This is a genomic window from Rhizobium sp. AQ_MP (assembly GCF_014237835.1).
Lineage (GTDB): Bacteria > Pseudomonadota > Alphaproteobacteria > Rhizobiales > Rhizobiaceae > Allorhizobium.
The window spans coordinates 462,940-487,360 of record NZ_JACJVI010000002.1; the positions used below are offsets into that span (position 1 = coordinate 462,940).

Consider the following 24,421-nt stretch of genomic DNA (forward strand, 5'->3'; position numbering starts at 1 on the left):
AGATCCTCGAGGAGGAATGAGTGGTTCAGACTAAGAAGCTTCGTAAGGCCGTATTCCCCGTTGCCGGTCTCGGCACACGCTTTCTGCCGGCGACAAAGGCAGTCCCGAAGGAAATGCTGACCGTCGTCGACAAACCGGTCATTCAATATGTGGTCGATGAGGCCATTGAGGCTGGCATCGAGCATTTCGTCTTCGTCACCGGTCGCGGCAAGGCCGTCATCGAGGATTATTTCGACATCCAGTTCGAACTCGAACAGACGCTGAAGGCGCGCAACAAGAACGCCGAACTGTCGCTGCTCGATTCGCTCCAGCCGACCGCAGGCCAGACCAGCTTCACGCGCCAACAGGAGCCGCTGGGTCTGGGACACGCCGTCTGGTGCGCCCGTGACATCGTGGGGCACGAACCCTTCGCCCTTCTTCTGCCTGACATGATTATGCGCGGAGAGAAGGCCTGCCTCAAGGGCATGGTCGAACTTTATGAGAAGGCCGGCGGCAATATCGTGGCGGTCGAGGAATGCGCGCCCGAACAGGCCCACAAATACGGCATCGTCGGCGTCGGCGACACGCTCGAAGGTGGGTTCAAGATCACCCAGATGGTGGAGAAGCCGGCCAAGGGCACTGCCCCGTCCAACTTCTTCATCAATGGTCGCTACATCCTGCAGCCCGAGATCTTCCAGATCCTCGAAACCCAGGAGCGTGGTGCGGGCAACGAGATCCAACTGACCGATGGCATGCTGAAGCTTGCCAAGGCCCAGGACTTTGCCGCTTACCACTTCAAGGGCCAAACCTTCGACTGCGGTGCAAAGGACGGCTTCATTCTCGCCAACGTAGCCTTCGCCATCGAGCGTGCGGATATTCGTCCGGCGATCGAGGATCAGCTGAAGGCGCTGCTCGCCGCGCTGAAGTGAAGTTTGAAATCGCTGACCGTCAGGCTCAACGCTTGGCGGTCAGTCCGACCAGGGCCGTTACCGTGCTGTTGTGACTGCCGGTCTCGAAATTCGTCCGCTCGTAGGTCAGATCTGCCGTCGCATCGAGATAGCGGTTGACCTTCCAGGTCAGGCCTGCACCAGCCAGATAGGCCGTCGTATCGCTCGCGCTGGAAGTGCCGTCATAACGGGTGAAAGTCGTCCCGCCGGTCAGGCGTGCCACGAGATTGGTGCGCAGGTCGTTGGAGAGGTTGGCGGTCAGTCGATGGATCGTGGCGCCATTCACGCCGGCTGTCGTGGATGGATCGATGCTGGTGTCGAGCGCGAGATCGATTGTGGTGCCTTCCCGCGGGGACCACAGGATATTTCCGTCCACCGTCAAGGCGGACAGTTTGGCGAGACGCCCATCCTCGAATGTCTGCTGTTCATGGCCAATGGCGATTTCGCCGCGTAGCTTTTCGCCCAGATCGACGGCAACGCCGGTCTTGACGCCGTAAAGGTCTGCGGAGCGACGATAGCCCGACGAATCCGCTTCCTCGTCATAGTCGATCCGTCCGATCGTGCCGTCGATGAAAGGGGTAAGGGCCGGCGACAGCTCGTAGCCCAGGCGAGCACTCAGGCTGTAGCGGTTCCGATCCCGGTCGCTGCGCTGGAGGATGCTGCCGTTGGAAAGGGTGGCATTCGAGTATTGGAAGCGCGTTACATCGCCCGCGATCGAACCCCGGATCACGCCGAAGTCGCGTTCAACGGACAGTCCGCCTCCAAACTGGTTGACGCCGGACTGGACCCTTGCTCCGGACACGGCGTTGGGATCGTCGTTGTCCTCGCGGCTGAAGCTATAGGATCCCGAAAGCGTGGCAATCGTGTCTTCGGCCAAGTCGAGGCGCAGGCGTGCATCGATGTTGGCGCGAGGCTTGTCGCTCTCCGTCCCGGAAAGCGTTTCCTGCCAGGCCCCTTCTGCGCCGACATTCAGTTCATGCCTCGACCAATCGGAGGTCAGGGTACCCTTCAGCCCGGTTTCGGAGAAAGTCCTGTCTGTATTTGCGTTGCCCGTCTTTCGCCGTTCGGTCCCGAGCTTCTGGCTGATCGAGGGGCGAAGGACGAGGGTGCCGAGACGGATGCCGGTGCCGTCTTCAGCTTGTAGCGCATCGCGACGGATTCGAGCGGCAGTCACATCGTCGAGCCGGGTTTCGCGCATGTTCTGGCGGCCGAGGCTTTCATCCAGCGGCAGAGCATCACGGTCGGCAGCGGGGCCGAAGGTGACGGGGTTCTGATCGACCGTTGCAGTCGTGGTCGGATCCGGCGACGCGCTCTGGGCGACTGTGGGCAGTTCCGCGGACCGTGTTGCAATACCTTCGGGCCCAATGCCCGTGGCCGGTCTGCCGCTTGTGGCTGCGTTTGCAGAGGATTGGGTCGCGGGGCGAGCCTGTTGGGCAGCGAGCAGCGTCGGATGGACGAGAGCCGACAGGGCCAGCGCGCCTGCGAGCGAATGCAGGACCAGGCGGTCTGCGCCGCGCACCTCTCGATTTTCCATTGAATTCATGCTTGCGCCCGGCAATCTCTAATGCTTACCCAAACGTAAAGCCTGATGGTTAATGTTTGGTTTAGTCTAGGACAGGCCTTGCTCCGCCGTTATCGCGCCTGCGGATGGCGCCGGACGAGAATTTACAGCGACGGCCAAACGCAGTATGGGACGGCATGATCAAGCGCGCAGTCAATCTCGTCGAAGCCAGTGCGACCGAATCCGCTCTCCGGGTCATCTCGACCGAGCGGGAAGGATTGCGTGTTCTGGAGGAGGCGCTGGCCGGAGCCCTCGCGGCCCCATTCTGTCAAGCCGTCAAGACGATCGGAGAGATCGGTGGTCGGGTCATCGTAACGGGTGTCGGCAAGAGCGGGCATATCGGTTCGAAGATCGCCGCGACTTTCGCCTCAACCGGGACGCCTGCCTTCTTCGTCCATCCGTCCGAGGCCAATCACGGCGATCTCGGCATGATCGCTCAGGATGATGCCATCCTTGCCATATCCTGGGGCGGGGAAACGACGGAACTTCAGGGCATACTTGCCTTTTCCCGCCGGTTCTCGATCCCGCTGATCGCGGTCACTGCCGGCGAGAACTCCACGCTGGCGCGCAATGCCGATGTGGTTCTGCTGATGCCGAAGGTGCAGGAGGCCTGCCCGCACGGGCTCGCCCCCACCACGTCCGCCGTGCTGCAGCTTGCCATCGGCGATGCGATTGCGATTGCGCTTCTCGAGGCGCGCGGCTTTTCTCCGTCCGACTTCCGTACCTTCCATCCAGGCGGAAAGCTCGGGGCGTCGCTGACGCATGTGCGCGACATCATGCATACGGGCGAACGCGTGCCGCTGGTGCCGCTTGGCACGTCGATGCCTGAGGCTGTGAAAACGCTTTCGCACAAACGCTTCGGTTGTGTCGGCGTCGTCGACGAGCTTGGCAAGCTTTGCGGTATCGTGACCGAGGGCGACATGGCCCGCAATCTGGCGCGTGATCTCTCGGTTCTGGCGGTCGATGATGTGATGACCCGCAATCCGAAGGTCATCCAAGGGGATGCGCTGGCTACGACCGCCGCGGCGATGATCAACAAACATGGCATCGGTGCGCTGATCGTCGTCGATGATGACAATAGCCCAGTCGGCCTCATTCATTTCCACGATCTGCTCAGGATCGGGGTTGCCTGAGCAGCTGTTTCAGGCCTCTTCAACCTGAAGGTCTCGACCGTTGCTCGACGCCACGCGCACCCGTGCTCCGGCGGGAAGGTCGGGGCCACTCACCACCCAGAAGGTATCGTCTAGCCGAATGCGGCCTCGGCCCTCGCGGATCGGTTCCGCGAGGACAGCCGTGCGGCCGACAAGGCTTGCGCCGCGTTGGTTGAGGAGCGGTTCGTCGCTTGCCGCTTCGAGGCTTGAGAAGAAGCGGCGACCGATCAGCGTAAAGATGATGGCACTTGCGGCGAAGACCAGAGACTGCACCTGCCAGGTCCAGAAACCGGCCTCCCATAGGAGCAGCGACAGGGCGCCGGTCAGTATTGCGCCCAAACCGATCCACACCAGGAACACGCCCGGCATCACCAGTTCGGCGGCCAGCAAGAGCATGCCAAGCACCCACCAGCTCCAGGGGCCGAGTTCGCCGATGATGCGTGCCAGCATGACCGTCACTCACCGTTCGGATTGAACGAGGAAATCGGTGGCGTGGTACGCGGTGCCGGTGCTGGCGCCGTCCGGGATGGTGCCGGGCGCTTCTCCTCGCCGAAGACCTCGCGGGCGATCGCACCGATCCCGCCGAGCGAGCCGATCAGAGACGTCGCCTCCATCGGCATCAGCACGACCTTGGAATTGCTTGCGGTGCCGATGGAGGCCATGGCTTCCGTGTATTTCTGGGCCACGAAGTAGTTGATGGCGTTCACGTCACCGGCGGCGATCGCCTCGGAAACCAGTCGCGTCGCCTTGGCTTCCGCTTCCGCCAGTCGTTCGCGGGCTTCTGCCTCACGATAGGCGGCCTCGCGCTGGCCTTCGGCCTGCAGGATGGCAGCCTGCTTGGCCCCTTCGGCTTTCAAGATCTGGGCGTTGCGCAGGCCTTCGGCCTCCAGGACCTGGGCGCGCTTCTCGCGCTCCGCCTTCATCTGGCGGCCCATGGCGTCGACCAGATCTGCCGGCGGCTGGATGTCCTTGATTTCAACGCGCGTCACCTTGATACCCCAGGGGCGCACGGCTTCGTCGACGACGCGCAGCAAGCGATCGTTGATCACCTCGCGATTGGAGAGGAGCTCGTCCAGATCCATTGAACCCATGACCGAGCGGATGTTGGTCATGGTCAGGTTGAGAATGGCGTTTTCCAGGTTCGAGACCTGGTAGGCGGCTTCGGCGGCATTCAGGACCTGGTAGAAGGCGACGGCATCGGCGGAAACCGAGGCATTGTCCTTGGTGATGACCTCCTGGGTCGGCACGTCGAGCACCTGCTCCATCACGTTCATCTTGGCGCCGATGCGCTCGAAGAAGGGGATGATGAGGTTGAGGCCCGGCTCCAGTGTTCGAGTGTATCGCCCAAAGCGCTCGATCGTATAGCGGAAGCCTTGGGGAACAGTCTTGATGCCGGCGAAAAGGACCAGGATGACCAGGACCACAAGGGCGATGACGACGATGTCCGGACCGGTAATGGGCATGAATTCCTCCAGCATTGGCGCGCACCTTGATCGCGCCCCCGTGATCTAACATCGGGGGCGGACGGGCCAAATGCAAGGGTCGGGGGTCACAGCCGGCCAAGGGGCAGGCAGGCGATTGCTTCTTCCACTTAAAAAAAGGGGCGGCGGGATTGCTCCCGCCGCCCGCTGGTCCATGAGACCGGCTTCGTACGTCAGAACTCTTCCCAGTTGTCCTGGGCGACGGCGGCATTGCCATGGCTGCGCGGGGCCGGAGCTGCAGGCCGCGCAGGTGCCGGAGCGCGGGCTGCCGGCGCGGCGGCGCGGTGCTGCTGTCCTGCAGGCTGCGCCATCGTGCGGGCGGTTTCGCGCAGGGCCGATGCCTGCGTCTGCTGCACACCGTCGATGGTAAAGTGCGAGATCAGTTCGCGGAGCTTGGCTGCTTCCGAAGCAAGTGCTGCGGAGGCGGCATTTGATTCCTCGACCATGGCGGCGTTCTGCTGGGTTGTCTGGTCCATCGCGTTGACGGCGTGGTTGACTTCCGAAAGACCGGTTGCCTGCTCCTTGGCCGAGATGGCGATCGCATCCATATGCGTGTTCATCTCGGTGATGAAGCCACCGATCGTACGCAGGGCTTCACCCGTCTTGCGCACGAGATCCACACCACCCGCGACTTCCGTGGAGGAGTTCTGGATGAGGGCCTTGATTTCCTTGGCTGCATTCGCGGAGCGCTGGGCGAGTTCGCGAACTTCCTGAGCGACTACGGCGAAGCCCTTGCCGGCTTCACCGGCACGTGCGGCTTCAACGCCGGCATTCAGCGCCAGCAGGTTGGTCTGGAAGGCGATTTCGTCGATCACACCGATGATGTTGGAGATCTGCTGCGACGAACCCTCGATGCGGCGCATGGCATCTTCCGCCCGAGCGACGACTTCCGAGGACTGATTGGCCGAGGTGTTGGCATGCGCCGCGACGCCACGGGCTTCTTCGGTGCGCTTGGTCGAGTTGACGACGTTTGCGGTGATTTCCTCGACGGCTGCTGCCGTCTGTTCGAGGGCGGCAGCCTGCTGCTCGGTGCGCTTCGACAGATGGTCGGTGCCCGACGCGATCTCGCGGGTGCCGGTTTCCATCGTGGCGACGCTGTTGGTGATTGACGCCATCGTCTGGTTCAACTGGCGGACCGACTGGTTGAAATCGTGGCGCAGGGCTTCGAAGTCCGGCGCGAAGGCCTCATTGATCTGGAAGGCCAGATCGCCGGCTGCGAGGCGCTTCAGGCCGGCTGCAAGGCCGGATGTGGCGATCCGCAGGCGTTCCGCCGCATCGGCTTCCGCGCGCTGCTGGGTGGCGATGCGCTCGGCTTCGGCGCGCTGGCGGTTGGCCTCTGCTTCGGCTTCGAGGCGCTTGTTGGCGATCGCAGCTTCGCGGAAGATCTGCATGGCGGCCGCCATGCGGCCGATCTCATCCTTGCCGCCCTGATCGATGCTGATGTCGAGGTCGCCATTGGCGAGGCGCGTCGTGCCATCGGCAAGCTTGCCGAGCGGACGGGAGACGAGCTGGAAGTTCAAGAAGCCGAGAAGGACGGCTGCGGCGGCCACGACGATCGAGGCGATCAGGCTGACATTCTCGACCAAAGCCAGAGCCTGGCTCTGATTTTCCGTCGCTGCAGCAGCGCGGGTGGTCATTGCTGCCTTCACTTCGCCAAGCTTGTCCTGAAACGCCTGAGCGAGCGCTTCGCCTTCGCCGGTGACTTCGATTGCGCGTGCGAGTTCCACGGTGACCGGATCGCGCATCAGGAGAATCTGGCGGTCAACGAAGTTGGTCTTCCAGCTGTCGAGAGAGACGAATGCTTCCTTAAGGCGCGGCAATTCTGCCGGGGCAGCGTCCGAAAACAGTTTCTCCAGAGCGACCTTGTCTTTGGTCATTTCGGCAACGACTTCCTGAGAGGCGGCCGCATAGTCACGGTTGCCGGTCAGAAGGAATGTCTTTAGCTGAAGGTTGGCAAGGGAGAGGTCCGAGCCGAATTCCTCGACTGCGGTCACTACTTCGTTGACTGTCGTCGTTTCCGCGACCTGGTCGCGTGCGACGATGGCACGGCTGTGGATGAAGGTGGAGGCCGCAATGGCGATAGCGGCCAATATCCCGAAAGCGATAAAGCCTTTTGCGCTCACGGATAAGTTCTTGAGCATGACGCTGGTCCAGTCTCGATCTGAGAGGGGAAAATCTACATGTTTGGAGACACGGGCGCGCTCATGCACCCGTGGCTAGACCGTTCAGGACGCGGCCAGCAGGCGTCTTTCAAGTTCGGTGAGATTCAGCTCGACAGTGACGGCGCCAATCTTCTTCTTCGAGGCATCCAGGAGCGTGAAGCTCACCTGGTTGCGCCAGATCTTGGCTTCGTCATCCCATTCCGGCGCGTCAACGAACATGGCATCGTCTGCGACATCGAAGGTCTTCTGGAACTTGTCTTCATCGCCCTGCCAGAAATCGCTCGTGACCGAGCTCTGGCCGACATTCAGACCATTCTGGTCCATCACGAAGATCTCGGCATAGAGACCGAGCGACTTACCCTGGATACGAGCGAGATAAACCGAGAGGGGGTTGGAGAGGGTTGCCGCGATCAATGGCTTGTCTGCCGCCTCGCGCTCCGCCTTCCACTGGTTGTCGAGTTCGTCGATCTTGTCCTGGGTCAACTCCATCAGGCGCTTGTTCTGCGCCTCGACGGAAACCGTGACAATCTCGGCATTGATAAAGCTGCGCATTTCTTCGATGAGCGCCGGCGAGATCAGCTTGTTCACGTCGGGTTGCGGCGTTTCGGCCTGGGCCGGGACAAGTGACATCGCCAAGAAGGCCGATGCCAGGGTCATTCTGTAACGATACATGTCAGTTCTCCTTCAATGCCCCTAATTCTAGGGATCATTATTAAATGGAGCGTTAATATAAGAAATCGCTCCCCTAAAATTATATTTAAATCCAATAATTTAGACCGAGATATCGAGAAACCTCTATCTTTGCCGAGGCACCCATCGGTTGTTTTGCCGAACATTCCGGTTGCGGATTGAATCGCGATAAAGTGATGAAAAGAATATGCAAACATCACTTGCGTCGACCCTTTACATTCGCTGCTTCTTAAATCCCGTGGATGCCGGTTGGAACGTTTGGGTTGCGTACATTCACATGTCCGAAAATGAGACGCCGGACACCCAGCTGATAAGTTGCTGAAAAGGGATGAGTGGGCAGAACAAAAACGGCCGCCTTTCGGCGACCGTTGGATCCTGACGTTTTTTGGGCTGGGCCGGTGTCAGACCCAGCCCTGCAACTCACGGCGTACGACATTCTCGATCACCCGCATGCCGTCTTCGCTGTCGTTGAGGCAGGGAATATGGGTGAATTTCTCGCCGCCATTGTGGAGGAAATCCTCGCCCGCTTCTCCGGCGATCTCCTCAAGTGTCTCCAAGCAGTCGGAGACGAAGCCGGGGTTCATGATGGCGATGCGCTTCACACCCTCTTGCGCCAGCTTTTCAACCGTCTTGTCTGTGTAAGGCTGCAGCCACTCTTCCGGTCCGAAACGCGACTGGAAGGTCACCATCAGCTTTTTCTGGTCCCAGCCGAGGTGCTCCCGCAGCAGGCGCGTGGTCTTGTAGCACTGGCAGTGATAGGGATCGCCTTTCATGAAGTAGGACTTCGGGATCCCATGGTAGGAGGTAATCACCAGCTCCGGTTCCCAGTCCAGGGTTGCGAGGTGTTTGTTGATCGAGTTGGCGAGCCCCTCGATGTAGACCGGATCGTCGGCATATTGCGGGACGGTGCGCAGAGCCGGCTGCCAGCGCATCTTCAAGAGCGCCTTGAAGGCTTCGTCGTTGACGGTTGCGGTGGTTGCGGCTGCGTATTGCGGATAGAGCGGATAGACCAGAATGCGCTCGCAGCCCGCCTTCTGCATCTCGTTCATCTTCGCCTGGATCGCCGGCTGGCCGTAGCGCATGGCCCAATCGACATGCACGTTGGGAAGATCCTTCAGCGCCACCGCCAGTTTTTCCGCCTGGCTGCGGGTGTAGGTTCGCAGATAGCTTTCGTCGAGATCCTTGTTCCAGATCTCCTCATAGGCCTTGCCCACCTTTTGCGGGCGCCGATTGAGGACGATGCCATACAGGATCGGATACCAAAACCAGCGTGACCATTCGATGACGCGCTTGTCCGTCAGGAATTCCTCGAGGTAGCGGCGCATGGACTTGTAGTCCGTACCATCAGGCGTGCCAAGGTTGACAAGCAGCACCCCGACCTTGCCGAAATTGACAGGCGGATGGTCGGAAGGCCAATGGGCAGGCATTACATTCATCTTGATATCCTGGTGATGAGATCTCGACCGTTACGTGGCGAAGGGCAGTTGAGATCATCTGATAAAAGCAAAAGCCGGCCCGGGGAAGCCCGGACCGGCTTTTGTCATGCGTCAAACGGTCTTACCTGGCCGGAAGCTGCAGTTCGCGGCCGATCGCGATCACGTTCGGATTACGGAGTTCATTGGCTTCGGCAATCCTGCGCCACAGCAGACCGTCGCCATAGGTGGCCTTCGCAATTTTCCAGAGGCTGTCACCCGCGACGACCTTGTAGACGGTTTCGGCAGTTGCCGCGGCGACTTCAGCAGTCGCAGCCGGCGCGGTGGCTGCGGGGGTCTCTGCTGCGGGGGCTGTCGCAGCCTGATCGGCAGCCGGTTCCGCCGCAGCAGCAGCGGCAGTCGCGGCGATAACCGTGATACGACCGTCAGTATAGGGTTTGTACGGGCTGTTCTTGGCGATGTAATCGGCGACGACCGTTTCGAGACCGGGGCCGAAGTCGTAGGCGTTCTGGCCGCCGGTCGCAAAGACCTTGTAGCCGTCACCGCCAGAGCGCATGTAGTTATTGGTGGCCACGCCGTAGACCTTGTTCGGATCGATGGCGACGAAGCTCTCACCTTCCTCGACCTCGACGGAGGTGATGCGGCTGCCGGCAGGCTTGTTCAGGTCTGCCGTGTATTTGAGGCCGGAAACCTGCGGGAAGCGGCCAGCGCCTTCCTCGACCTGGCTCACGCCGTTTTCAAGCGCAGCCACGATGTCGGAGCCCTTGAGCTGGAAGGAGGCCAGAGTGTTCTGGAAGGGCAGAACCGTCAGCACTTCGCCCATGGTCACCGTGCCGGCATCGATCGAGGCGCGCAAACCGCCACCATTCTGGATCGCGATGGTGATGCCCTGATCACTCAGACGGTCGACCATTGCGTCGGCCACGAGGTTGCCCATGGAGCACTCGGTCGTGCGGCAGACTTCACGCGAGCCTTCCACAGCCTCCGCAGTCGCGCCGATCTCCTTCTGCTTCAACTCCTCGATCGGGCCTGCAAGTTCAGCGACCTTGGCCACGAAGCCGGCATCCGGCGTCACGGAGGCATCAAGAATCTTGGGTTCCCCCGTTGCGGACTTGACGACGCCTGCATCGTCGAAGACGACGGTCAAGTCGCCAAGATACTTGGAATAGGCATAGGCCTGGACGATCGGGACATCCTTGCCCGCCGGGTTCTTCACCATGGTCGGATAGGGGCCGGCTGCCTTTTCATCGGTGTTGGAGAGCAAGGTATGGCTGTGGCCACCGACGATGACGTCGATCCCGTCGACCGCGGCCGCAATTTCCTGGTCCCTGACATAGCCGACATGCGAGAGCAGCACGATCTTGTCGATGCCCTGGCCCTCGATTTCCTGGACTGCTTCCTTGAGGTAGCTGATTTCGTCAGCAAAGAGGATGCTGTCACCGGGCGATGAGGTTTCATCGGTATCGGTGGCGAGCACGGACACGATAGCCACCCTCTCGTCACCGAAGTCCTTGACGATGTAGGGCTTGAACTTGTCCGCGACCGGGGAATTGAGGCCGGCGAGCGTATTCCCCGAAATCATCGGGAATTTCAGCGCATCGATGAACTTCGCCAGTTCCTCCGGGCCGTCGTCGAATTCGTGATTGCCGATGGCCATGGCGTCAAAGCCGATGCCGTTCATGAAGTCGGCTATCGGAGCGCTCTTGTAGGTGGTGTAGAACAGCGAGCCCTGGAACTGGTCGCCGGCATCGAGCGTCAGGACATTCTTGCCGGCGAGTTCCGCGCGGCGGGCGTCGATCGCTGCCTTTACACGGGCAATCCCACCGAAGCACTCGTTCTTGGCGGCGTCTTCCGCCGAGCAGGTGGAATCGGACTTGCTGATCGCCTCGATGCGGGAATGGAGATCGTTGATGTGCAGGATATTGAGCTCGAAATCCGCGAAAGCCGTCCCAGCTGTCAGGGCCAGCACCGAGGCGCTGAACAAGCCAATCTTCAAATGTCTGAGCATCTCATCTCTCCTGTTGCAATTCATCGCCAGCAGTCTGGCATGCGATGATGACAGTCACGCGCCAGCATCCTGGAGACGAATGTTTTCATCTCGGCCAACCCAGGGCAAGTGAAAATCACGTCAGGTCTTCAGGTTGGCAAGGCTTCAAACGGAAGAAGCGGCCCAGTGGGCCGCTTCGAAAAAACACGATGGTCTTATGCGTCAGGCTCTGCGGGCGAGCGAGAACTGTGCGCCTGTATCCGTAGTGCAGTTGAGCTGGGTCGGGGTGACCAGCGCACAATTCACCTTCTGCTGCGTGTTGCGCACCAGAGAGGTCATGTTGATCTCGACCAGGCGGTCATTGACCAGCTGGTAGGTGCCAGATGCGAGTACCTGATTGCTGTCGGTCGTGCGGGTGGTGAAAGTGCCGCCCTGGAATGTCGAAGTAATGCCGTTGGGATCGACCCATGCGCCTTCGATGGACGGACCCTGCTGGACAACCGGCATTTGGCGCGGAGGGCTGGAATAGCAGGACGTAAGCGCGAGGCTTGCTGCAGCGACCGCGACCAGGGATTTGATTCTCATTCTTGTCTCCCACCAATTCAGCGGCCCGGCACCGCCGCCCACCGTCTGTGTTATCACCGAGAACATGCCGCGAAGGCTCGGCCAAAGCAAGGCGAGAGCCTTGTATCGCCGGGGTTATCCCGATCTTGCTCCCGATGCAAGAAGGCCCGCCGCAAGCGACGGGCCCTGTTGCAGTGTAAAACCGGTCAGCGGACCAGGATGTTCCGGAACTGCCACGGATCCTTTTCGTCAAGGTCTTCCGGGAAGAGGCCCGGGCGACCGTCGAGCGGGGTCCAGTCGGTGTAGTGGCCCTCGACGGGGCCGAGATAGGGCGACTGCACTTCGAGGCAGCGCTTGTAGTCCATTTCGTCGGCCTCGACGATGCCGGCCTTCGGGTTTTCGAGTGCCCAGACCATGCCCGCGAGTACGGCGGAGGTCACCTGCAGGCCGGTCGCGTTCTGGTAGGGCGCGATGCGGCGGGTTTCTTCCAGCGACAGACGCGAGCCATACCAATAGGCATTCTTGTCGTGCCCGTAGAGCAGCACGCCGAGTTCGTCGACGCCATCGACCAGTTCGTCCTCGTTCAGGACATGAAGCACCGGCTGCGGGGTGCCGCCGTTGCCGAACATTTCGTGCAGTGACAGAACAGCGTCGTTGGCCGGGTGGTAGGCATAGTGGCAGGTCGGACGGTAGACGACTTCGCCATCCTTCTCGACGGTGAAGTAGTCGGCGATCGAGATCGACTCGTTGTGCGTGACGAGGAAGCCATATTGCGGTCCCGGCGTCGGGCACCAGGTGCGCACGCGCGTGTTGGCGCCCGGTTGCTCCAGATAGATCGCAGCCTTGCAGCCCTTCTTGTGCTTCTTGGCGTTCTTCGGCATCCAGTTTTCATGGGTGCCCCAGCCGAGCTCGGCCGGTTGCAGGCCTTCCGAGATGAAGCCTTCGACGGACCAGGTGTTCCAGAAGACGTTGAGCGGCTTCGGGTTCTTGGTGCGCTGGGTGTCGCGCTCTGCGATGTGCACGCCCTTGACGCCGACCTTCTTCATCAGCTTGGCCCAGCCGTCGCGGTCGTTTTGATCCGGCTCGTCGAACTTGATGCCGAGCTCATGGGCGATGTTGACGAGCGCCTGCTTGACGAACCAGGAGACCATGCCCGGGTTTGCACCGCAGGTGGAAATGGCGGTCGCGCCACCCGGGTTCTTCGCCTTTTCCTGGCGTACGGTCTCGCGCAGCGCGTAGTTGGTGCGCTCGGAGTTCTTCATGTTCTTGTCGAAGTAGAAGCCGAGCCAGGGCTCAACGACGGTGTCGATATAGAGAACATCAAGCTTGCGGCAGAGCTTCATCAGGTCGAGCGAGCCCGTGTCGACCGAAAGGTTTACGCAGAAGCCCTGGCCTTCGCCTTCCGTCAGCAGCGGCTTCAGGAGCTTCTTGTAGTTCTCTTTCGTGACATGCGCCTGGATGTGCTTGATGCCATGCTTGGCGAGGAGCTCGGCCTCGTCATTGCGGGGATCGATGACGACCATCCGGCTCTTGTCGAACTTGAAGTGGCGTTCGATCAGCGGCAGGGTGCCGCGGCCGATCGAGCCGAAACCGATCATCACGATCGGGCCGGTGATCTCGCCATAAACCGGGTAGGTCATTTCGCTCATTTCCGTCTCCTTGGAGGGCCAACCGCGCAGGCGGGCCGAGTTTCCGGCCTGTTTCATGCGGCCGGAGCGATACTGGCGGTTCTAGATCACAAAACTCTGACACAATAAAGGTGGGGGCCGGTAGCAGACGGGCGCTAGCTGTGATTTTCCGACGCCACATCTTGCCGCAGGCGGTCAACCAGCCGCTTGCGCTGGCGGTCGAGCCCCTTGTAGCGCAGTTGCGGTTCGTCCAGCCCCTCCAGCTGGTCGGCGAGAGACTGCGCCAGACGCTTGCCCTCCGGGTGGCGGTCAAACAGGGTGACGGGGTCGAGGTAGATGCGGATCGTGAAGACGATCGCGCCCGTCACGGGCAGTTTCGTCAGCGTTTGCCGTTCGACGCGCACTACGGCCTCGTCGGGCTCAACCGTATCGTTGCGACCTGTCTCCGGATGGAAGAGCTTCTCCTTCCAGTTGATCGACCAGTTGAAGCGTTCTGCCGGCAGATCCGGGGCGAGATTGTCGAAGATGCGATTGATCATGGCCGCATTGCGGGTGCCACTTTCGAAACCCGGCACATGTTCGTGGACTTCCTCCATTGGGCGGTCGAACTTTTCCGCAAGCAACCAGGAGGAGGGGAAGGAGAGGTGCGCTGCGGCGATAAACCAGCCCGCCTCGCGCCGCTTCATGATCACGAGGTCGTCCTGCACGAGCATTCCCGCGCGCAGAAGCGGGGGCAGGTTGTCATCACTCAGACCTGTCTCGGCCATCAGCTGCGGATGATGGGCGTCGAGATAAGCGGTGAGGGCTGCGAGACATTCCTCCTGCGCGGGAAGGCTGTCGCCGGTCGCCCGGAAGACCTCGTCAAGCCGCGTTGTCGCCAGCACGCGCTTTTCGGTCAGATAGTGATCGCGATCGGCATCCGGTTCGATCCAGCGGGTCGGGTCCAGTGCGGACAGGCCGATGGTGAACGGGCGCGTCGGGCCGGCATAGGGGGTGTGGGTAAAGGATCTCATGGCAGGCATTCTCCCATGCTGCACCTTAGCCCTTCAGCGCCTCTAGTCCGACTGCCGTGCGGGTTACGGCCACTTCCGTCACCTCATAGACCGCCACGCCCTCGACCGTGAAGGGATCGGCTGCGACATAGGCCTCGATTTCCGTGCGGTCGCCTTTGGCCAGGATGACGCCGCCGGTGCGCGGGTTCTTGCGGCCCGAGGCCAGAAACATGCCGCTGTCATAGCCGGCATTCACCCAGTCCATATGCGGAGCCATGACACGGTCGGCTTCTTCGGTCGGCTTCACATAGGTGAGGGAGAGAATGAACATCGGGCTATTTCCCTGTTGACGACATGTCGGTGTGGTCGCGCCTGTTGGACAGAAGCAGGAGCGCTGCGGCGCCCGCCAGGAGAGGCAGGATCCGGTGATGATAGCGGTCGGGCGGACCGGAAACGACCGCGAAGAGGCCATCATTCGCCAGCGAAACCAAGAAGAGAACGGCGAGCCAGAGACGGGTGTCGCGGTCAATTCGTTGCCAGCCCGTGATCAAGGCAACGGCGAGGCATGCATAAAGAAGCATGCGCAGTCCGGTCACCAAGGCAAGATGACTGTCGGTCTCCCAAACGCCCTTCGCCTGCCAGGAGGTGGAAAAGGGTTGCGGCATGGGTTCGTTCAGTTGCGAGGCGAAATCGAGGCGGGTGCCGGTGCCGTAGAAGCTAAAAAAGTCCTGCAGCATCAGTGTCGCGGTTTCGAGCGGCATTGTGGTGATCGCCGTACGGATGATCGGCCAGGCGTGGTCGCGTTCGAAGGCGGCAAGCTCGAAACGATCGGGAAAGGCGCGCATCAGGTCCCAGAAGAAGTCGCGTCGTCCGGCATTCTCGGGCTGGTGCCTTATCGTCTCGATGAGGTCGGCCGCCTCGCACAGAACCGTATCCGATGTCCGCTCGCATTCCACACGCAGCAGTTCGGGTTTTGCGGAGAACAGCCGGGCTGCGAGGAAGGTGCGGCTTAGCGAGGGCGTGTCGGGATAGTATTTGGCGTTGAGAAAGCTGCTGACGACGATAGCTGTGCCAATGGCCAGAACCGGCATGACCCCGGCTTTGCGGATCCCGAAGAACAGAGCCACCAGAACCGTCAGCACGCCCGCCAGCATCAGGCCGCTGGCGTGGCCGGAAAAGAGAATGCCGGCAGACAGGGCAAGGAACGGGCTCTTGCTTCGGATCGAGACGATCAGAAAGACGACGGCTGCGAAGAACCAGGCATCGACCAGGACGGCGCTCGTGTAGAGCGGTTGCAAGGCAAGCACGGCGAGCGGCAGCACGAGCCAGTATGCGCGCAGGTCAAAACTGCGGATCAGCAGCAGCCAGGCTGCCGCATTCACCACGGCATTGAAGACCGGCAGCGCCCAGTAGCCGATCAGGCCGTAGAGTGGAGCGACCAGCACCGCCGCGGTCTTGGCCCGCATCCAGTTCACACCCTGTCCGGAATAGGCGATCGAATCGTCCATCACCCATGGAAAGCCGTTGAGCCATGCAGGCATGAGAAACAGCGCCACAAGCGACAGGAACATGAGCGCCGTTGCGCCGGCCGACATTCCCCGACTAGTGGCGTTCAAGCGCGGGCGTTCTGCCATTGCCACGCCTAGTCCACCAGCTCGGCGGGGATCAGGCCGCGCAGGGAGTTGCCGACGAAGAGCTTGCGGTGGCGGAGGTCGTCGAGTTTCAGCACCTCGCCGCGTGCCTTGCGTTCGCGGATCAGTTCGGCGCGCAGCACGCCGGGAAGAAGGCCGCTGGTGAGTGGCGGGGTCAGCAGCATGCCGTCGGCGGCTTCGGCGAAGATGTTGGTGATCGTGCCTTCGCAGATCTCGCCCCGTTCGTTGAGCAGGACCACCTCGTCCGCCTCGTCCTTCGAGAATTCGGCGCGGGCGGCCTCATAGGGTTCGCGACGGGTGGTCTTGTGGCGGAACAGGCTGTCTTCGGATTGCAGCCGTGTCTTTGCGATCTTGAGGCGCCAGACTGTTTCCTCCGGCATGGGTTCGAAGGGGGTGGCGGTCACCTCCATCTTGCCGCGATAGGTCATGACGAGGCGCACCCGCAGGGGCACGTTGCCGGACACTTCCTTCTCCAACTTGCCCTTCGCGTCCTGCGGCTGGCGAAAGCCCAGCGCATCGGCCGAGCGAGAGAGGCGACGCAGATGCTGATCGAGCCGCAGGAAGCCTGCGTCCGGTTGCCACCGCATCGTTTCGATCAGCGAGAAATCCATTGCTCTCCCAGGGCAAAGCGCGCCTTCAGCAGGCATTCTTCGTATTCGGCCTCTGCCTTCGAATCGAAGACGATGCCGCCGCCGACATTGAAGACGGCGCGCCCATGGTTGAAAAGGGAGATGGTGCGGATTGCCACCGAAAATCGCATGGGACCCGCAGGATCGCACCATCCGATTGCGCCGCAATAGACGTCGCGCGGGCCGGCTTCGAGTTCATGCAGGATGCGCATGGCCCACATTTTCGGAGCGCCGGTCACGGAGCCGCAAGGGAAGAGGGCTGCCATGATCTCAGGCAGCCCGATGTCGGGCAAGAGCCTGGCCCTGACATAGCTCACCATCTGATGCACGGTCGGATAGGTCTCGATGGCAAACAGCTTGGGGACCGAAAGCGTGCCGACCTCTGTGATGACAGAGACGTCGTTGCGCAGGAGGTCGACGATCATCCGGTTTTCGGCCTGGGTCTTTACGTCGGCGAGCATCGCTTCGATGATTGCCTCGTCCTCCTCGAGGCTTGCGCCGCGCGGTGCCGTGCCTTTCATCGGGCGGGTTTCGATCCAGCCATCCTCTTCGACGGAAAAGAACAGTTCCGGCGACCGGGACAGGATGACGGGACCAGTGCCGTAGTCGATCAGCGCGCCGTAATGCACGGGCTGTCGACCGACCAGCGACCAGAAGGCGGCGCGGGGATCGCCTTCCCATTTTGCCTCGACAGGCATGGTTAGGTTGGCCTGATAGCAGTCGCCCTTGCGCAGGTGATGGTGCAGCCGGTCGAAGCGGTTCCGATAGGTTTCGAGATCCCAGGCGGCCCCTGGCTCGCTCAGGAGCGGCGCATTCGGAATGTTCGAGGGCGCCTCCGCCAGCGGATGGTCTGCCGGCGCGGGCGCTGAAAAGACGCCCATCGAGATCAGCGGTGTCTCGCGGCCCGCTTCGATCAGCGGACGGAGCTTCGGCTCAAAGACAAAGCCGGCTTCATAGGAAAGGTAGCCCGCCAGCCACTTGCCGGCCTTTCGATGCGCTTCCAGTTGCGCAAGCGCGGGCTCCACCTCGTCTGCCGACCGGGCGACGACGAGCGTCTCCGGCTCGGCAAAAACGAGGCTTGTCCCCGCGCGGTCGTCGCGGAAGAGCGCATAGGGCGCGTGGTCACGCATGGGATGTCGGCAGCTCCGCTGTTCAGGCCGCCTTATCTAGCGCTTCCAGCTCGTCGATAAGCCCCTCGATCATCGACAGTCCCTTGGCCCAGAACGACGGATCGGTCGCATCAAGGCCGAAGGGGGCCAGAAGCTCGGAGTGGTGTTTCGTCCCGCCGGCCTTCAGTAGCGCGAAGTACTTGTCCTGGAAGCCCTGATCGGCGTTCTGGTAGACGGCATAGAGCGAGTTCACCAGGCAGTCGCCGAAGGCATAGGCATAGACGTAGAACGGCGAGTGGATGAAATGGGGGATATAGGCCCACCAAGTCTCGTAACCCTCGGAGATCTTGATTGCTGGTCCCAGGCTCTCCGACTGGACGGAAAGCCAGAGTTCGCCGATCTGCTCGGCGGTCAGTTCGCCTTCCTTGCGCGCCGTGTGGATCTTGCGCTCGAACTGGTAGAAGGCGATCTGGCGGACCACCGTATTGATCATGTCCTCGACCTTCTGGGCGAGCATGGCCTTCCTCTCGCGCTTGTCGGTCGTCTTGTCGAGAAGAGCGCGGAAGGTCAGCATTTCGCCGAAGACGGACGCGGTTTCGGCGAGCGTCAGCGGGGTCTGGCACATCAGCGCACCCTGGCCGCCGGCAAGAACCTGATGCACGCCGTGGCCGAGTTCATGGGCCAGCGTCATCACATCGCGCGGTTTGCCGAGATAGTTGACCAGCACGTAGGGGTGGGCCGAGGGCACGGTCGGGTGGGCGAAGGCACCCGGAGCCTTGCCGGGCCGGGCCGGGGCATCGATCCAGCCGCCGTCGAAAAAGCGGCCGGCGATCTCGGCCATCTCGGGCGCGAACCCGCCGTAAGCCGAGAGAACCATGTCCTTGGCTTCATCCCAGGAGATCAGTCTGTCAGGTGTTTCGGCAAGCGGCGCATTGCGATCCCAGAAATTCATCTGGTCCATGCCGAGCCACTTCGCCTTCATCTTGTAATAGCGATGCGACAGGCGCGGATAGGCTTCGCGCACGGCCTCGGCCAGCGCATCCACCACCTCGCGTTCGACACGGTTGGCGAGGTGGCGACTATCGGCGATATCCTCGAACCCACGCCAGCGGTCGGCGATGTCCTTGTCCTTCGCCAGCGTGTTGGTCACCAGCGTGAAGATGCGGATATTGTCCTTGAAGGTCTTCGAGAGAGCTTCGGCGGCAAGCTTGCGCTTGGCGGGGTCGGCATCCTGCAAAAGTGTCAGCGTCGGCTCGAGCGGCATCTCGTCCTCGCCGACCTTGAAGCGGAGTGCTGCCAGTGTCTCGTCGAACAGCCGGTTGAAGGCGGCAGCACCCGTCTGCGACTTTTCCAGAAAGAGCTGCTCGATCCGGTCATCGAGCTGGAAGGGCTTGTCCTTGCGCAGGTCAACAATCCAGGGGCGGAAGTGGGCGAGGGCCGGATCGCGGTCCATGGCGGCATCGACGGCATCGTCCGGCAGGCGGTTCAGTTCCAGCGGGAAGAACAGGAGGCGGGCCGACATGTCCGTCAACTTGGCCTGGATGTCGCCGAAAAACTTGCCGTTCGCCGGATTGGTCATGTCGGAATAATAAGTGAGGCCCGCGTAAGAGGCGATGCGACCCAGCAGGTCTTCCAGCGCGTCCATCTCGCGCAGCGCCTGGGCGAGCGAGTTTTCGCCGACGGTTTCCAGCGCGATGGAGAGCTTGCCCTTCCACTTGGTTTCAAAGGCAAGGGCATCCGAGCCCGCCTTCTCGACGGCTCCCAGGAATTCCCTCGACGTCTGGCCGGGATAAAGATCCTCAAGCTTCCAGACGGGCAGATCGCCAAGGTTTGGGTCCCGGCTCTCGGATGCCTCGGAGGCAGGGCTGAGGGCAGGGCGGGGGTCGATCATCATGGCGATGTCCTTTCTCTCGTTCGTGTCGGAGATGTAGTCAGTCACCTGCCAATGGGCAAGCAGCCCAGTACCCGCGTGTGAGCAAGTGGCCGGGCCAGACGGCTGAGTGCGCCTGGGGATTGTGCCATAATCGGTTAAGGACCGTTAAAATGTTAGCCTTTCTCCCAAGAACATCTTCAGGCCTTTCTGGCAGTGTCCCCGCGATAACCCAGGAGCGCGAACGCGCCAGAACAGCCTCGGGGAGCGCAAGTTGACCGCACAGATTCTACTCATCGATGAAGATGCCGCCGAGCGCCGCAGCATGAAGGCTGCGATTGAAGCGCACGGCCATGCCGTTCATGTCGCCGACACGGCGTCGGCAGGGATAGAGCTTTTCCGCCGCCACTATGACCAGATCAGTGTCGTCGTTCTCGACGCGACTTCGGCCGATGGTCTCAATCCGACCCTCATTCCGGTCCTCGCTGAAATCAATCCGGCCGTGCCGGTGATTGTTGCCACCACGGAAGGTGCCACCGAGACCGCTCTCGAAGCGGTGCGTGCTGGCGCATTTGACTTCCTTGTCAAGCCGATCGCCCAGGAGCGCCTGATCGGCGCCATCGAGTCGGCGCTCAAGATCCATCGCACCAGTCTTCAGGGTCGGGCACCGCGGCGGGCGCGCAGCGGCTCCGTCAGTTTTGCGGATGTCGTGGCGGCAAGCGCGGCCATGTCCCGGGTCGTTGAACTGGGACGCCGTGCGGCGCAATCCACCATACCCGTGATGCTTGAAGGCGAGCCCGGTGTCGGCAAGGAGCTCGTGGCGCGCGCCATTCATGGGGCCAGTGATCGTTCGTCTCGGCCGTTCATCCCGGTCAATTGCAACACTGTTTCGCCCAGTGAGATCGAGGAGTTCCTGTTTGGCGGCGAGAACCAGCCCGGAAAGCTTGCGGAAGCGGAAGGCGGCACGCTTTTTGTCGAAGAAATCAGTGAGTTGCCACCGGTCGGGCAGATGCGTCTGCTGGAGATGGTGCAGAGCGGAGAGGTTCATCGCCAGGGACAGCCGAGGCCGTTGAAGGCGAATGTGCGGCTCATTCTGGCGACCAACAAGGATTTGATCGAGGAGGTCAAGGCAGGCCGTTTTCGCGAAGATCTCTATTATCGCGTCAATGTCTTCCCGATTACCATCGCCTCGCTTCGGCGGCGTAAGGAGGACATTCCGCATCTAGTGCGTGCTTTTGTCGAACGGTTTTCGCTGGAACAGCGCCTGCCTCGGACTCTGCAGGTTGATCCCTCTGCACTGGCGCTCCTGACCTCCTTCGAATGGCCGGGCAACACGCGCCAGCTGGAAAACGCGATCTTCCGTGCCGTGGTTCTGGCGGAGGGGACAAGCCTCAGGGAGAGCGATTTTCCGCAGATTGTGGCCCAGGTGGCCGTCAGTCGTGGTGGAGCACCCGGGGCAGAGCCGCAGGCAGTCCTGCATGAACCAAGCCCGATTGCGAAGGTACAGGCGGCCCTGGCCGAGCGCACAGCCAGCTTCACGAGCGGCTATTCTGCGTCATCCACAGGTTTCGGCGCAGCGCAATCGGCCAATGTCATCGTCAGTACCGATCAGGCGGGAAATGTCCGCAAGCTGGCCGAGATCGAGGAGGAGCTGATCCGCTTCGCGCTCAAGTTCTATCGGGGCCAAATGAGCCAGGTGGCCCGGAAACTCGGCATCGGACGCTCGACGCTGTATCGCAAGCTGAAGGACTACGGAATCGACCCCGACGACCCCCAGAAGGATGCCGCTTGATCTGCCTCAACCGTTCAATGTTAACTCTGGGGTAAGCTTAATCGCCTACCAAGGGGCTAAGCATTTGTTAGGCAAGCGTTCACTATAAATGGACAGCTTGTGCGGATGTGGCAAATTTGCCATGGTATGACCGCATTTGACGTTCATTCGAGTTGGCGTGGGACGTAGTCTTTCGGACGGGGATTGCATTGCAGGCATCGCAGTACATCAGCGCGCTCCATACGCAAAGCGGGCGCAAAACCCGGCTTGCGTCTGCGCAGTGGGCAGCGAGGCTGCTGTTTTCCCTATTCGCCGTCGTGCTGATGGGCTTCGGGGGCGCTCTGACCGGTGCAGGATCGGCACGCGCCGAAAGCCGTACTCTCAACATCGAATTCGTCCACACCGGCGAGCGCGCTTCCATCACCTTCAAGCGCAATGGCCGCTATGACCCCAAGGGTCTCAAACAGCTCAATTACATTCTGCGTGACTGGCGTCGCAACGAGCCGACGAAGATGGATCCGCGTCTCTTCGATCTCGTCTGGGAAGTCTATCGCCAGTCCCGCGCCAAAGGTTACATCAAGGTCGTCTCTGCCTATCGCTCGCCCGCCACCAACGCCATGCTGCGCTCGCGCTCCAAAGGCGTTGCCAAGGAGAGCCAGCACATGCGCGGTACGGCCATGGACTTCTACATTCCCGGCGTGCCCCTGAAGACGCTCCGGGAAATCGGTGTGAAGATGCAGGCCGGCGGTGTCGGCTATTATCCGAATTCGGGCTCACCTTTCGTTCACATGGATGTCGCCGGCGTTCGTGCCTGGCCGCGCATGAACCGCCAGGATCTCGTTCGCCTGTTCCCGGATGGCAAGACCGTCCATATTCCCTCCGATGGCAGGCCGTTGCCGGGCTATCAGCAGGCACTTGCCGAATACAAGCGTCGCGTTGCCTCGGGCAATACCGTGATGATCGCGGAGGAAAAGTCCTCCTCGCGTCCGCGCAACTTCCTTGCCATGCTGTTCGGCGGTGGTGACGAAGACGAAGTCGAGGATATTCCGGAACCCGCAGAACGTCCGGCCGTGGCCCAGCCGCAGCCGGCACCGGCAGCGCCGCGCCAGCAGCCTGTTGTAACGGCGAGCGAACCGGTGATGGTCGCCACTGCACTTCCCGGCGTCGATGCCGCAGATGCACCAGTTCCGCAGGCACGTCCTGCCCTTCGCCCCGCCGACAACAGCCTTGCCGTCGCGCTCTATCAGCCGCCGCGCAACGCCGCAGAGGATGCCTTGCGCGAAGTGGCCAGCGGCGTCCCGGTTCCGGCTGCCGCGCCTTCAGACGAATTTGCCGACCTCGCCGCAATGCAGGTCCCTGTCCCGACGTTGCTCAGCAGACCCGAGGCAGGTGCCGCCGAACAGAGCGTCATGACTGCCTCGATCGATCCGAATGCCGATTCCATGGTGCTGGCCGATGGGATGACCGTGCCCGTGCCGGCAGCACGTCCGCAGGTGGCGGAGGCGCTGTTGGCGTCTGCCCAGGCGGAAGCGGAGGCAGAGGTCGACGAAGTCGAGCAGGCTATCCTGTCGCCCGAGGCTGCTCAGGCTCTTGAAGCGAGCACCGTGCCGGAAATGGCTGCTCCGATACCGTCGAGCGCCCCTGCCCAGGCGGAACTTCGCGCTGCTCCTGCTGAAGTCCAGAAGCCGGTCGAGGTTGCTGCCATCCCGCCGCAGCCCGAAGCCGCCGTCGAATCCACGACACAGTTCGGCGACATGTTCGACGCGCCGTCCGAGCCGGTGCCGAATGCCGACGCGGCGCTGCCGAAGAAGGGTGGCCGCCCGGGCCAGGAAGATGCCGAGCGCGCCCATATGGCAATGTATGGCGGCACCAAGCTGACGAAGGGCATGATCGAGCAGTGGGCGCTCAATCAGGGCCGGTTCGAGGCTGTCGCCAAACCTGTGAAGGCGCCCCGCGTTGTGTCGCGCTCGCTCATGGCGCCTGCCACCACCGTTCCCGACGGTTTCCGCCTCGACGCGACAACTGTGGATCCGAGCCGCTTCGGCGCACCTTGAGTGCCAAGACACCGAGATTGCAGACAAAAAGAAACCCGCCGGATCGGCGGGTTTTTTGTATGTCGAAGCGAGGATGCCTCAGCCTTCCGGCGGGCTCTCGATCATGCCGAGCGCATGCAGGTAGGTGTCCAGGATCAGATCCTCTTCCATGCGCTCCTGGTCATCCTTCTTGCGAAGCGCGATGACCTTCTTGAGGATCTTCGTATCGAAGCCCATGGCCTTGGCTTCGCCGTAGACGTCCTTGATGTCGTCGGCGATGGTCTTCTTCTCTTCTTCCAGGCGCTCGATGCGTTCGACAAAGGCACGGAGCTGGTCGCGGGCGACGCCGTGAGCGGCATCAGACATGGGCAATCTCCTTCATTGCGGGGATGGCATTCTTGAGGACGGTTTCGTGGCGTTCACGTGCCGCGAAGCAGCGTCCGCGTCAAGCCCCCAAAGCTTGAGAGGACCGTCATTCCTTCGGGCGGTTCTTCTCGAAGGCCTGCTGCTGCTCGGTGCTCGCCTCACGCTGGTGAAGTGCCTTCCACTCGTCATAGGGCATGCCGTAGACGATCTCGCGGCTTTCATCCTTGGTCAGGTCGAGGCCCTTCTCCTTCGCAGCGTCGAGATACCAGTTCGACAGGCAATTGCGGCAGAAGCCGGCGAGGTTCATCAGGTCGATGTTCTGCACCTCGGGTCGGTTGCGCAGATGGGAGACGAGCCGGCGAAAGGCGGCGGCTTCAAGTTCTGTCTGCTGATCCTTGGTCGGGAGCGTCATGCTG

21 protein-coding genes are annotated in these 24,421 nt (G+C 61.6%); 4 read left to right on the forward strand and 17 right to left on the reverse strand.

The features are described from left to right. The first annotated feature begins 20 nt into the window (after window positions 1-20). Window positions 21-908: a UTP--glucose-1-phosphate uridylyltransferase GalU gene (gene galU / locus H6M51_RS05290; protein ID WP_185808835.1), complete on the forward strand. Its 888-nt coding sequence runs from the start codon at window positions 21-23 to the stop codon at window positions 906-908. A 25-nt stretch (window positions 909-933) separates the two neighbouring features. Here the strand turns inward: galU and H6M51_RS05295 are convergent, their stop codons facing one another. Beyond that, a complete protein-coding gene (locus H6M51_RS05295; protein WP_185808836.1) occupies window positions 934-2,469 on the reverse strand; it encodes an outer membrane beta-barrel protein in 1,536 nt (511 codons plus the stop codon). Window positions 2,470-2,624: 155 nt separating this feature from the next. On the opposite strand from H6M51_RS05295, the gene H6M51_RS05300 reads away from it, so the two are divergent. Beyond that, window positions 2,625-3,620, forward strand: a complete 996-nt coding sequence (locus H6M51_RS05300) for an SIS domain-containing protein (protein ID WP_185808837.1) — start codon at window positions 2,625-2,627, stop codon at window positions 3,618-3,620. Window positions 3,621-3,629: 9 nt separating this feature from the next. Here H6M51_RS05300 and H6M51_RS05305 read toward each other — a convergent pair whose 3' ends face one another. The 14 genes from H6M51_RS05305 to H6M51_RS05370 form a co-directional block, all read right to left on the reverse strand. After that, complete coding sequence (locus H6M51_RS05305) at window positions 3,630-4,088, reverse strand: NfeD family protein (RefSeq protein WP_185808838.1); 459 nt, start codon at window positions 4,086-4,088, stop codon at window positions 3,630-3,632. Window positions 4,089-4,093: 5 nt separating this feature from the next. Then, window positions 4,094-5,101 (reverse strand): SPFH domain-containing protein, encoded by a 1,008-nt coding sequence (locus tag H6M51_RS05310; RefSeq protein ID WP_185808839.1) that lies wholly within the window; start codon window positions 5,099-5,101, stop codon window positions 4,094-4,096. Between the two features lie 191 nt (window positions 5,102-5,292). After that, a complete protein-coding gene (locus H6M51_RS05315; protein ID WP_185808840.1) occupies window positions 5,293-7,260 on the reverse strand; it encodes a methyl-accepting chemotaxis protein in 1,968 nt (655 codons plus the stop codon). 84 nt (window positions 7,261-7,344) lie between these two features. Then, window positions 7,345-7,953, reverse strand: a complete 609-nt coding sequence (locus H6M51_RS05320) for a hypothetical protein (protein ID WP_185808841.1) — start codon at window positions 7,951-7,953, stop codon at window positions 7,345-7,347. A 419-nt stretch (window positions 7,954-8,372) separates the two neighbouring features. Next, complete coding sequence (hemH, locus tag H6M51_RS05325; protein WP_407073555.1) at window positions 8,373-9,407, reverse strand: ferrochelatase; 1,035 nt, start codon at window positions 9,405-9,407, stop codon at window positions 8,373-8,375. A gap of 121 nt (window positions 9,408-9,528) precedes the next feature. Continuing rightward, window positions 9,529-11,412 (reverse strand): 5'-nucleotidase C-terminal domain-containing protein, encoded by a 1,884-nt coding sequence (locus H6M51_RS05330; protein ID WP_185808842.1) that lies wholly within the window; start codon window positions 11,410-11,412, stop codon window positions 9,529-9,531. A gap of 201 nt (window positions 11,413-11,613) precedes the next feature. After that, window positions 11,614-11,976, reverse strand: coding sequence for an outer membrane lipoprotein Omp10 (omp10, locus tag H6M51_RS05335; protein WP_185808843.1), 363 nt, complete (start codon window positions 11,974-11,976; stop codon window positions 11,614-11,616). Window positions 11,977-12,161: 185 nt separating this feature from the next. After that, on the reverse strand, window positions 12,162-13,604 hold the full coding sequence (locus H6M51_RS05340) for a homospermidine synthase (protein ID WP_185808844.1): 1,443 nt from the start codon (window positions 13,602-13,604) through the stop codon (window positions 12,162-12,164). Window positions 13,605-13,738: 134 nt separating this feature from the next. Beyond that, complete coding sequence (locus H6M51_RS05345; RefSeq protein WP_185808845.1) at window positions 13,739-14,596, reverse strand: DUF3445 domain-containing protein; 858 nt, start codon at window positions 14,594-14,596, stop codon at window positions 13,739-13,741. Window positions 14,597-14,621: 25 nt separating this feature from the next. Beyond that, window positions 14,622-14,906, reverse strand: coding sequence for a YciI family protein (locus H6M51_RS05350; protein ID WP_185808846.1), 285 nt, complete (start codon window positions 14,904-14,906; stop codon window positions 14,622-14,624). Between the two features lie 4 nt (window positions 14,907-14,910). Beyond that, window positions 14,911-16,209 carry a hypothetical protein gene (locus tag H6M51_RS05355; protein ID WP_185808847.1) on the reverse strand — a complete coding sequence of 433 codons (1,299 nt, stop codon included), beginning with the start codon at window positions 16,207-16,209 and terminating at the stop codon, window positions 14,911-14,913. Between the two features lie 8 nt (window positions 16,210-16,217). Beyond that, window positions 16,218-16,838, reverse strand: a complete 621-nt coding sequence (locus tag H6M51_RS05360) for an aminotransferase class IV family protein (protein ID WP_185808848.1) — start codon at window positions 16,836-16,838, stop codon at window positions 16,218-16,220. Beyond that, the gene (locus H6M51_RS05365; protein ID WP_185808849.1) at window positions 16,823-17,986 is read right to left on the reverse strand and encodes an aminodeoxychorismate synthase component I; all 1,164 of its coding nucleotides are present in this window, start codon (window positions 17,984-17,986) and stop codon (window positions 16,823-16,825) included. The genes H6M51_RS05360 and H6M51_RS05365 overlap by 16 nt, the downstream gene beginning before the upstream one ends. A gap of 22 nt (window positions 17,987-18,008) precedes the next feature. Then, complete coding sequence (locus tag H6M51_RS05370; protein WP_185808850.1) at window positions 18,009-19,859, reverse strand: M3 family oligoendopeptidase; 1,851 nt, start codon at window positions 19,857-19,859, stop codon at window positions 18,009-18,011. A gap of 250 nt (window positions 19,860-20,109) precedes the next feature. Here H6M51_RS05370 and H6M51_RS05375 point away from each other — a divergent pair, with 250 nt between their 5' ends. Together H6M51_RS05375 and H6M51_RS05380 are read left to right on the forward strand one after the other, a co-directional pair. Then, on the forward strand, window positions 20,110-21,627 hold the full coding sequence (locus H6M51_RS05375) for a sigma-54 dependent transcriptional regulator (RefSeq protein ID WP_185808851.1): 1,518 nt from the start codon (window positions 20,110-20,112) through the stop codon (window positions 21,625-21,627). A gap of 188 nt (window positions 21,628-21,815) precedes the next feature. Beyond that, window positions 21,816-23,660 (forward strand): DUF882 domain-containing protein, encoded by a 1,845-nt coding sequence (locus H6M51_RS05380; RefSeq protein ID WP_185808852.1) that lies wholly within the window; start codon window positions 21,816-21,818, stop codon window positions 23,658-23,660. Between the two features lie 78 nt (window positions 23,661-23,738). Here the strand turns inward: H6M51_RS05380 and H6M51_RS05385 are convergent, their stop codons facing one another. Beyond that, window positions 23,739-24,005, reverse strand: coding sequence for a DUF2312 domain-containing protein (locus H6M51_RS05385; RefSeq protein ID WP_136538160.1), 267 nt, complete (start codon window positions 24,003-24,005; stop codon window positions 23,739-23,741). A 106-nt stretch (window positions 24,006-24,111) separates the two neighbouring features. Then, the gene (locus H6M51_RS05390) at window positions 24,112-24,417 is read right to left on the reverse strand and encodes a DUF1244 domain-containing protein (protein WP_185808853.1); all 306 of its coding nucleotides are present in this window, start codon (window positions 24,415-24,417) and stop codon (window positions 24,112-24,114) included. Between the last annotated feature and the right edge of the window lie 4 nt (window positions 24,418-24,421).

Excerpts from the sequence above, each read along its gene's own strand:
- H6M51_RS05385 (WP_136538160.1), bottom strand. The coding sequence starts at position 24,005 with ATGTCTGATGCCGCTCACGGCGTCGCCCGCGACCAGCTCCGTGCCTTT.
- H6M51_RS05340 (WP_185808844.1), bottom strand. The coding sequence starts at position 13,604 with ATGAGCGAAATGACCTACCCGGTTTATGGCGAGATCACCGGCCCGATC.
- H6M51_RS05310 (WP_185808839.1), bottom strand. The coding sequence starts at position 5,101 with ATGCCCATTACCGGTCCGGACATCGTCGTCATCGCCCTTGTGGTCCTG.
- hemH (WP_407073555.1), bottom strand. The coding sequence starts at position 9,407 with ATGAATGTAATGCCTGCCCATTGGCCTTCCGACCATCCGCCTGTCAAT.
- H6M51_RS05360 (WP_185808848.1), bottom strand. The coding sequence starts at position 16,838 with ATGGATTTCTCGCTGATCGAAACGATGCGGTGGCAACCGGACGCAGGC.
- H6M51_RS05305 (WP_185808838.1), bottom strand. The coding sequence starts at position 4,088 with ATGCTGGCACGCATCATCGGCGAACTCGGCCCCTGGAGCTGGTGGGTG.
- H6M51_RS05315 (WP_185808840.1), bottom strand. The coding sequence starts at position 7,260 with ATGCTCAAGAACTTATCCGTGAGCGCAAAAGGCTTTATCGCTTTCGGG.
- H6M51_RS05295 (WP_185808836.1), bottom strand. The coding sequence starts at position 2,469 with ATGAATTCAATGGAAAATCGAGAGGTGCGCGGCGCAGACCGCCTGGTC.
- omp10 (WP_185808843.1), bottom strand. The coding sequence starts at position 11,976 with ATGAGAATCAAATCCCTGGTCGCGGTCGCTGCAGCAAGCCTCGCGCTT.
- H6M51_RS05345 (WP_185808845.1), bottom strand. The coding sequence starts at position 14,596 with ATGAGATCCTTTACCCACACCCCCTATGCCGGCCCGACGCGCCCGTTC.
- H6M51_RS05330 (WP_185808842.1), bottom strand. The coding sequence starts at position 11,412 with ATGCTCAGACATTTGAAGATTGGCTTGTTCAGCGCCTCGGTGCTGGCC.
- H6M51_RS05320 (WP_185808841.1), bottom strand. The coding sequence starts at position 7,953 with ATGTATCGTTACAGAATGACCCTGGCATCGGCCTTCTTGGCGATGTCA.
- H6M51_RS05350 (WP_185808846.1), bottom strand. The coding sequence starts at position 14,906 with ATGTTCATTCTCTCCCTCACCTATGTGAAGCCGACCGAAGAAGCCGAC.
- H6M51_RS05370 (WP_185808850.1), bottom strand. The coding sequence starts at position 19,859 with ATGATGATCGACCCCCGCCCTGCCCTCAGCCCTGCCTCCGAGGCATCC.
- H6M51_RS05365 (WP_185808849.1), bottom strand. The coding sequence starts at position 17,986 with ATGCGTGACCACGCGCCCTATGCGCTCTTCCGCGACGACCGCGCGGGG.
- H6M51_RS05300 (WP_185808837.1), top strand. The coding sequence starts at position 2,625 with ATGATCAAGCGCGCAGTCAATCTCGTCGAAGCCAGTGCGACCGAATCC.
- H6M51_RS05355 (WP_185808847.1), bottom strand. The coding sequence starts at position 16,209 with ATGGCAGAACGCCCGCGCTTGAACGCCACTAGTCGGGGAATGTCGGCC.
- H6M51_RS05390 (WP_185808853.1), bottom strand. The coding sequence starts at position 24,417 with ATGACGCTCCCGACCAAGGATCAGCAGACAGAACTTGAAGCCGCCGCC.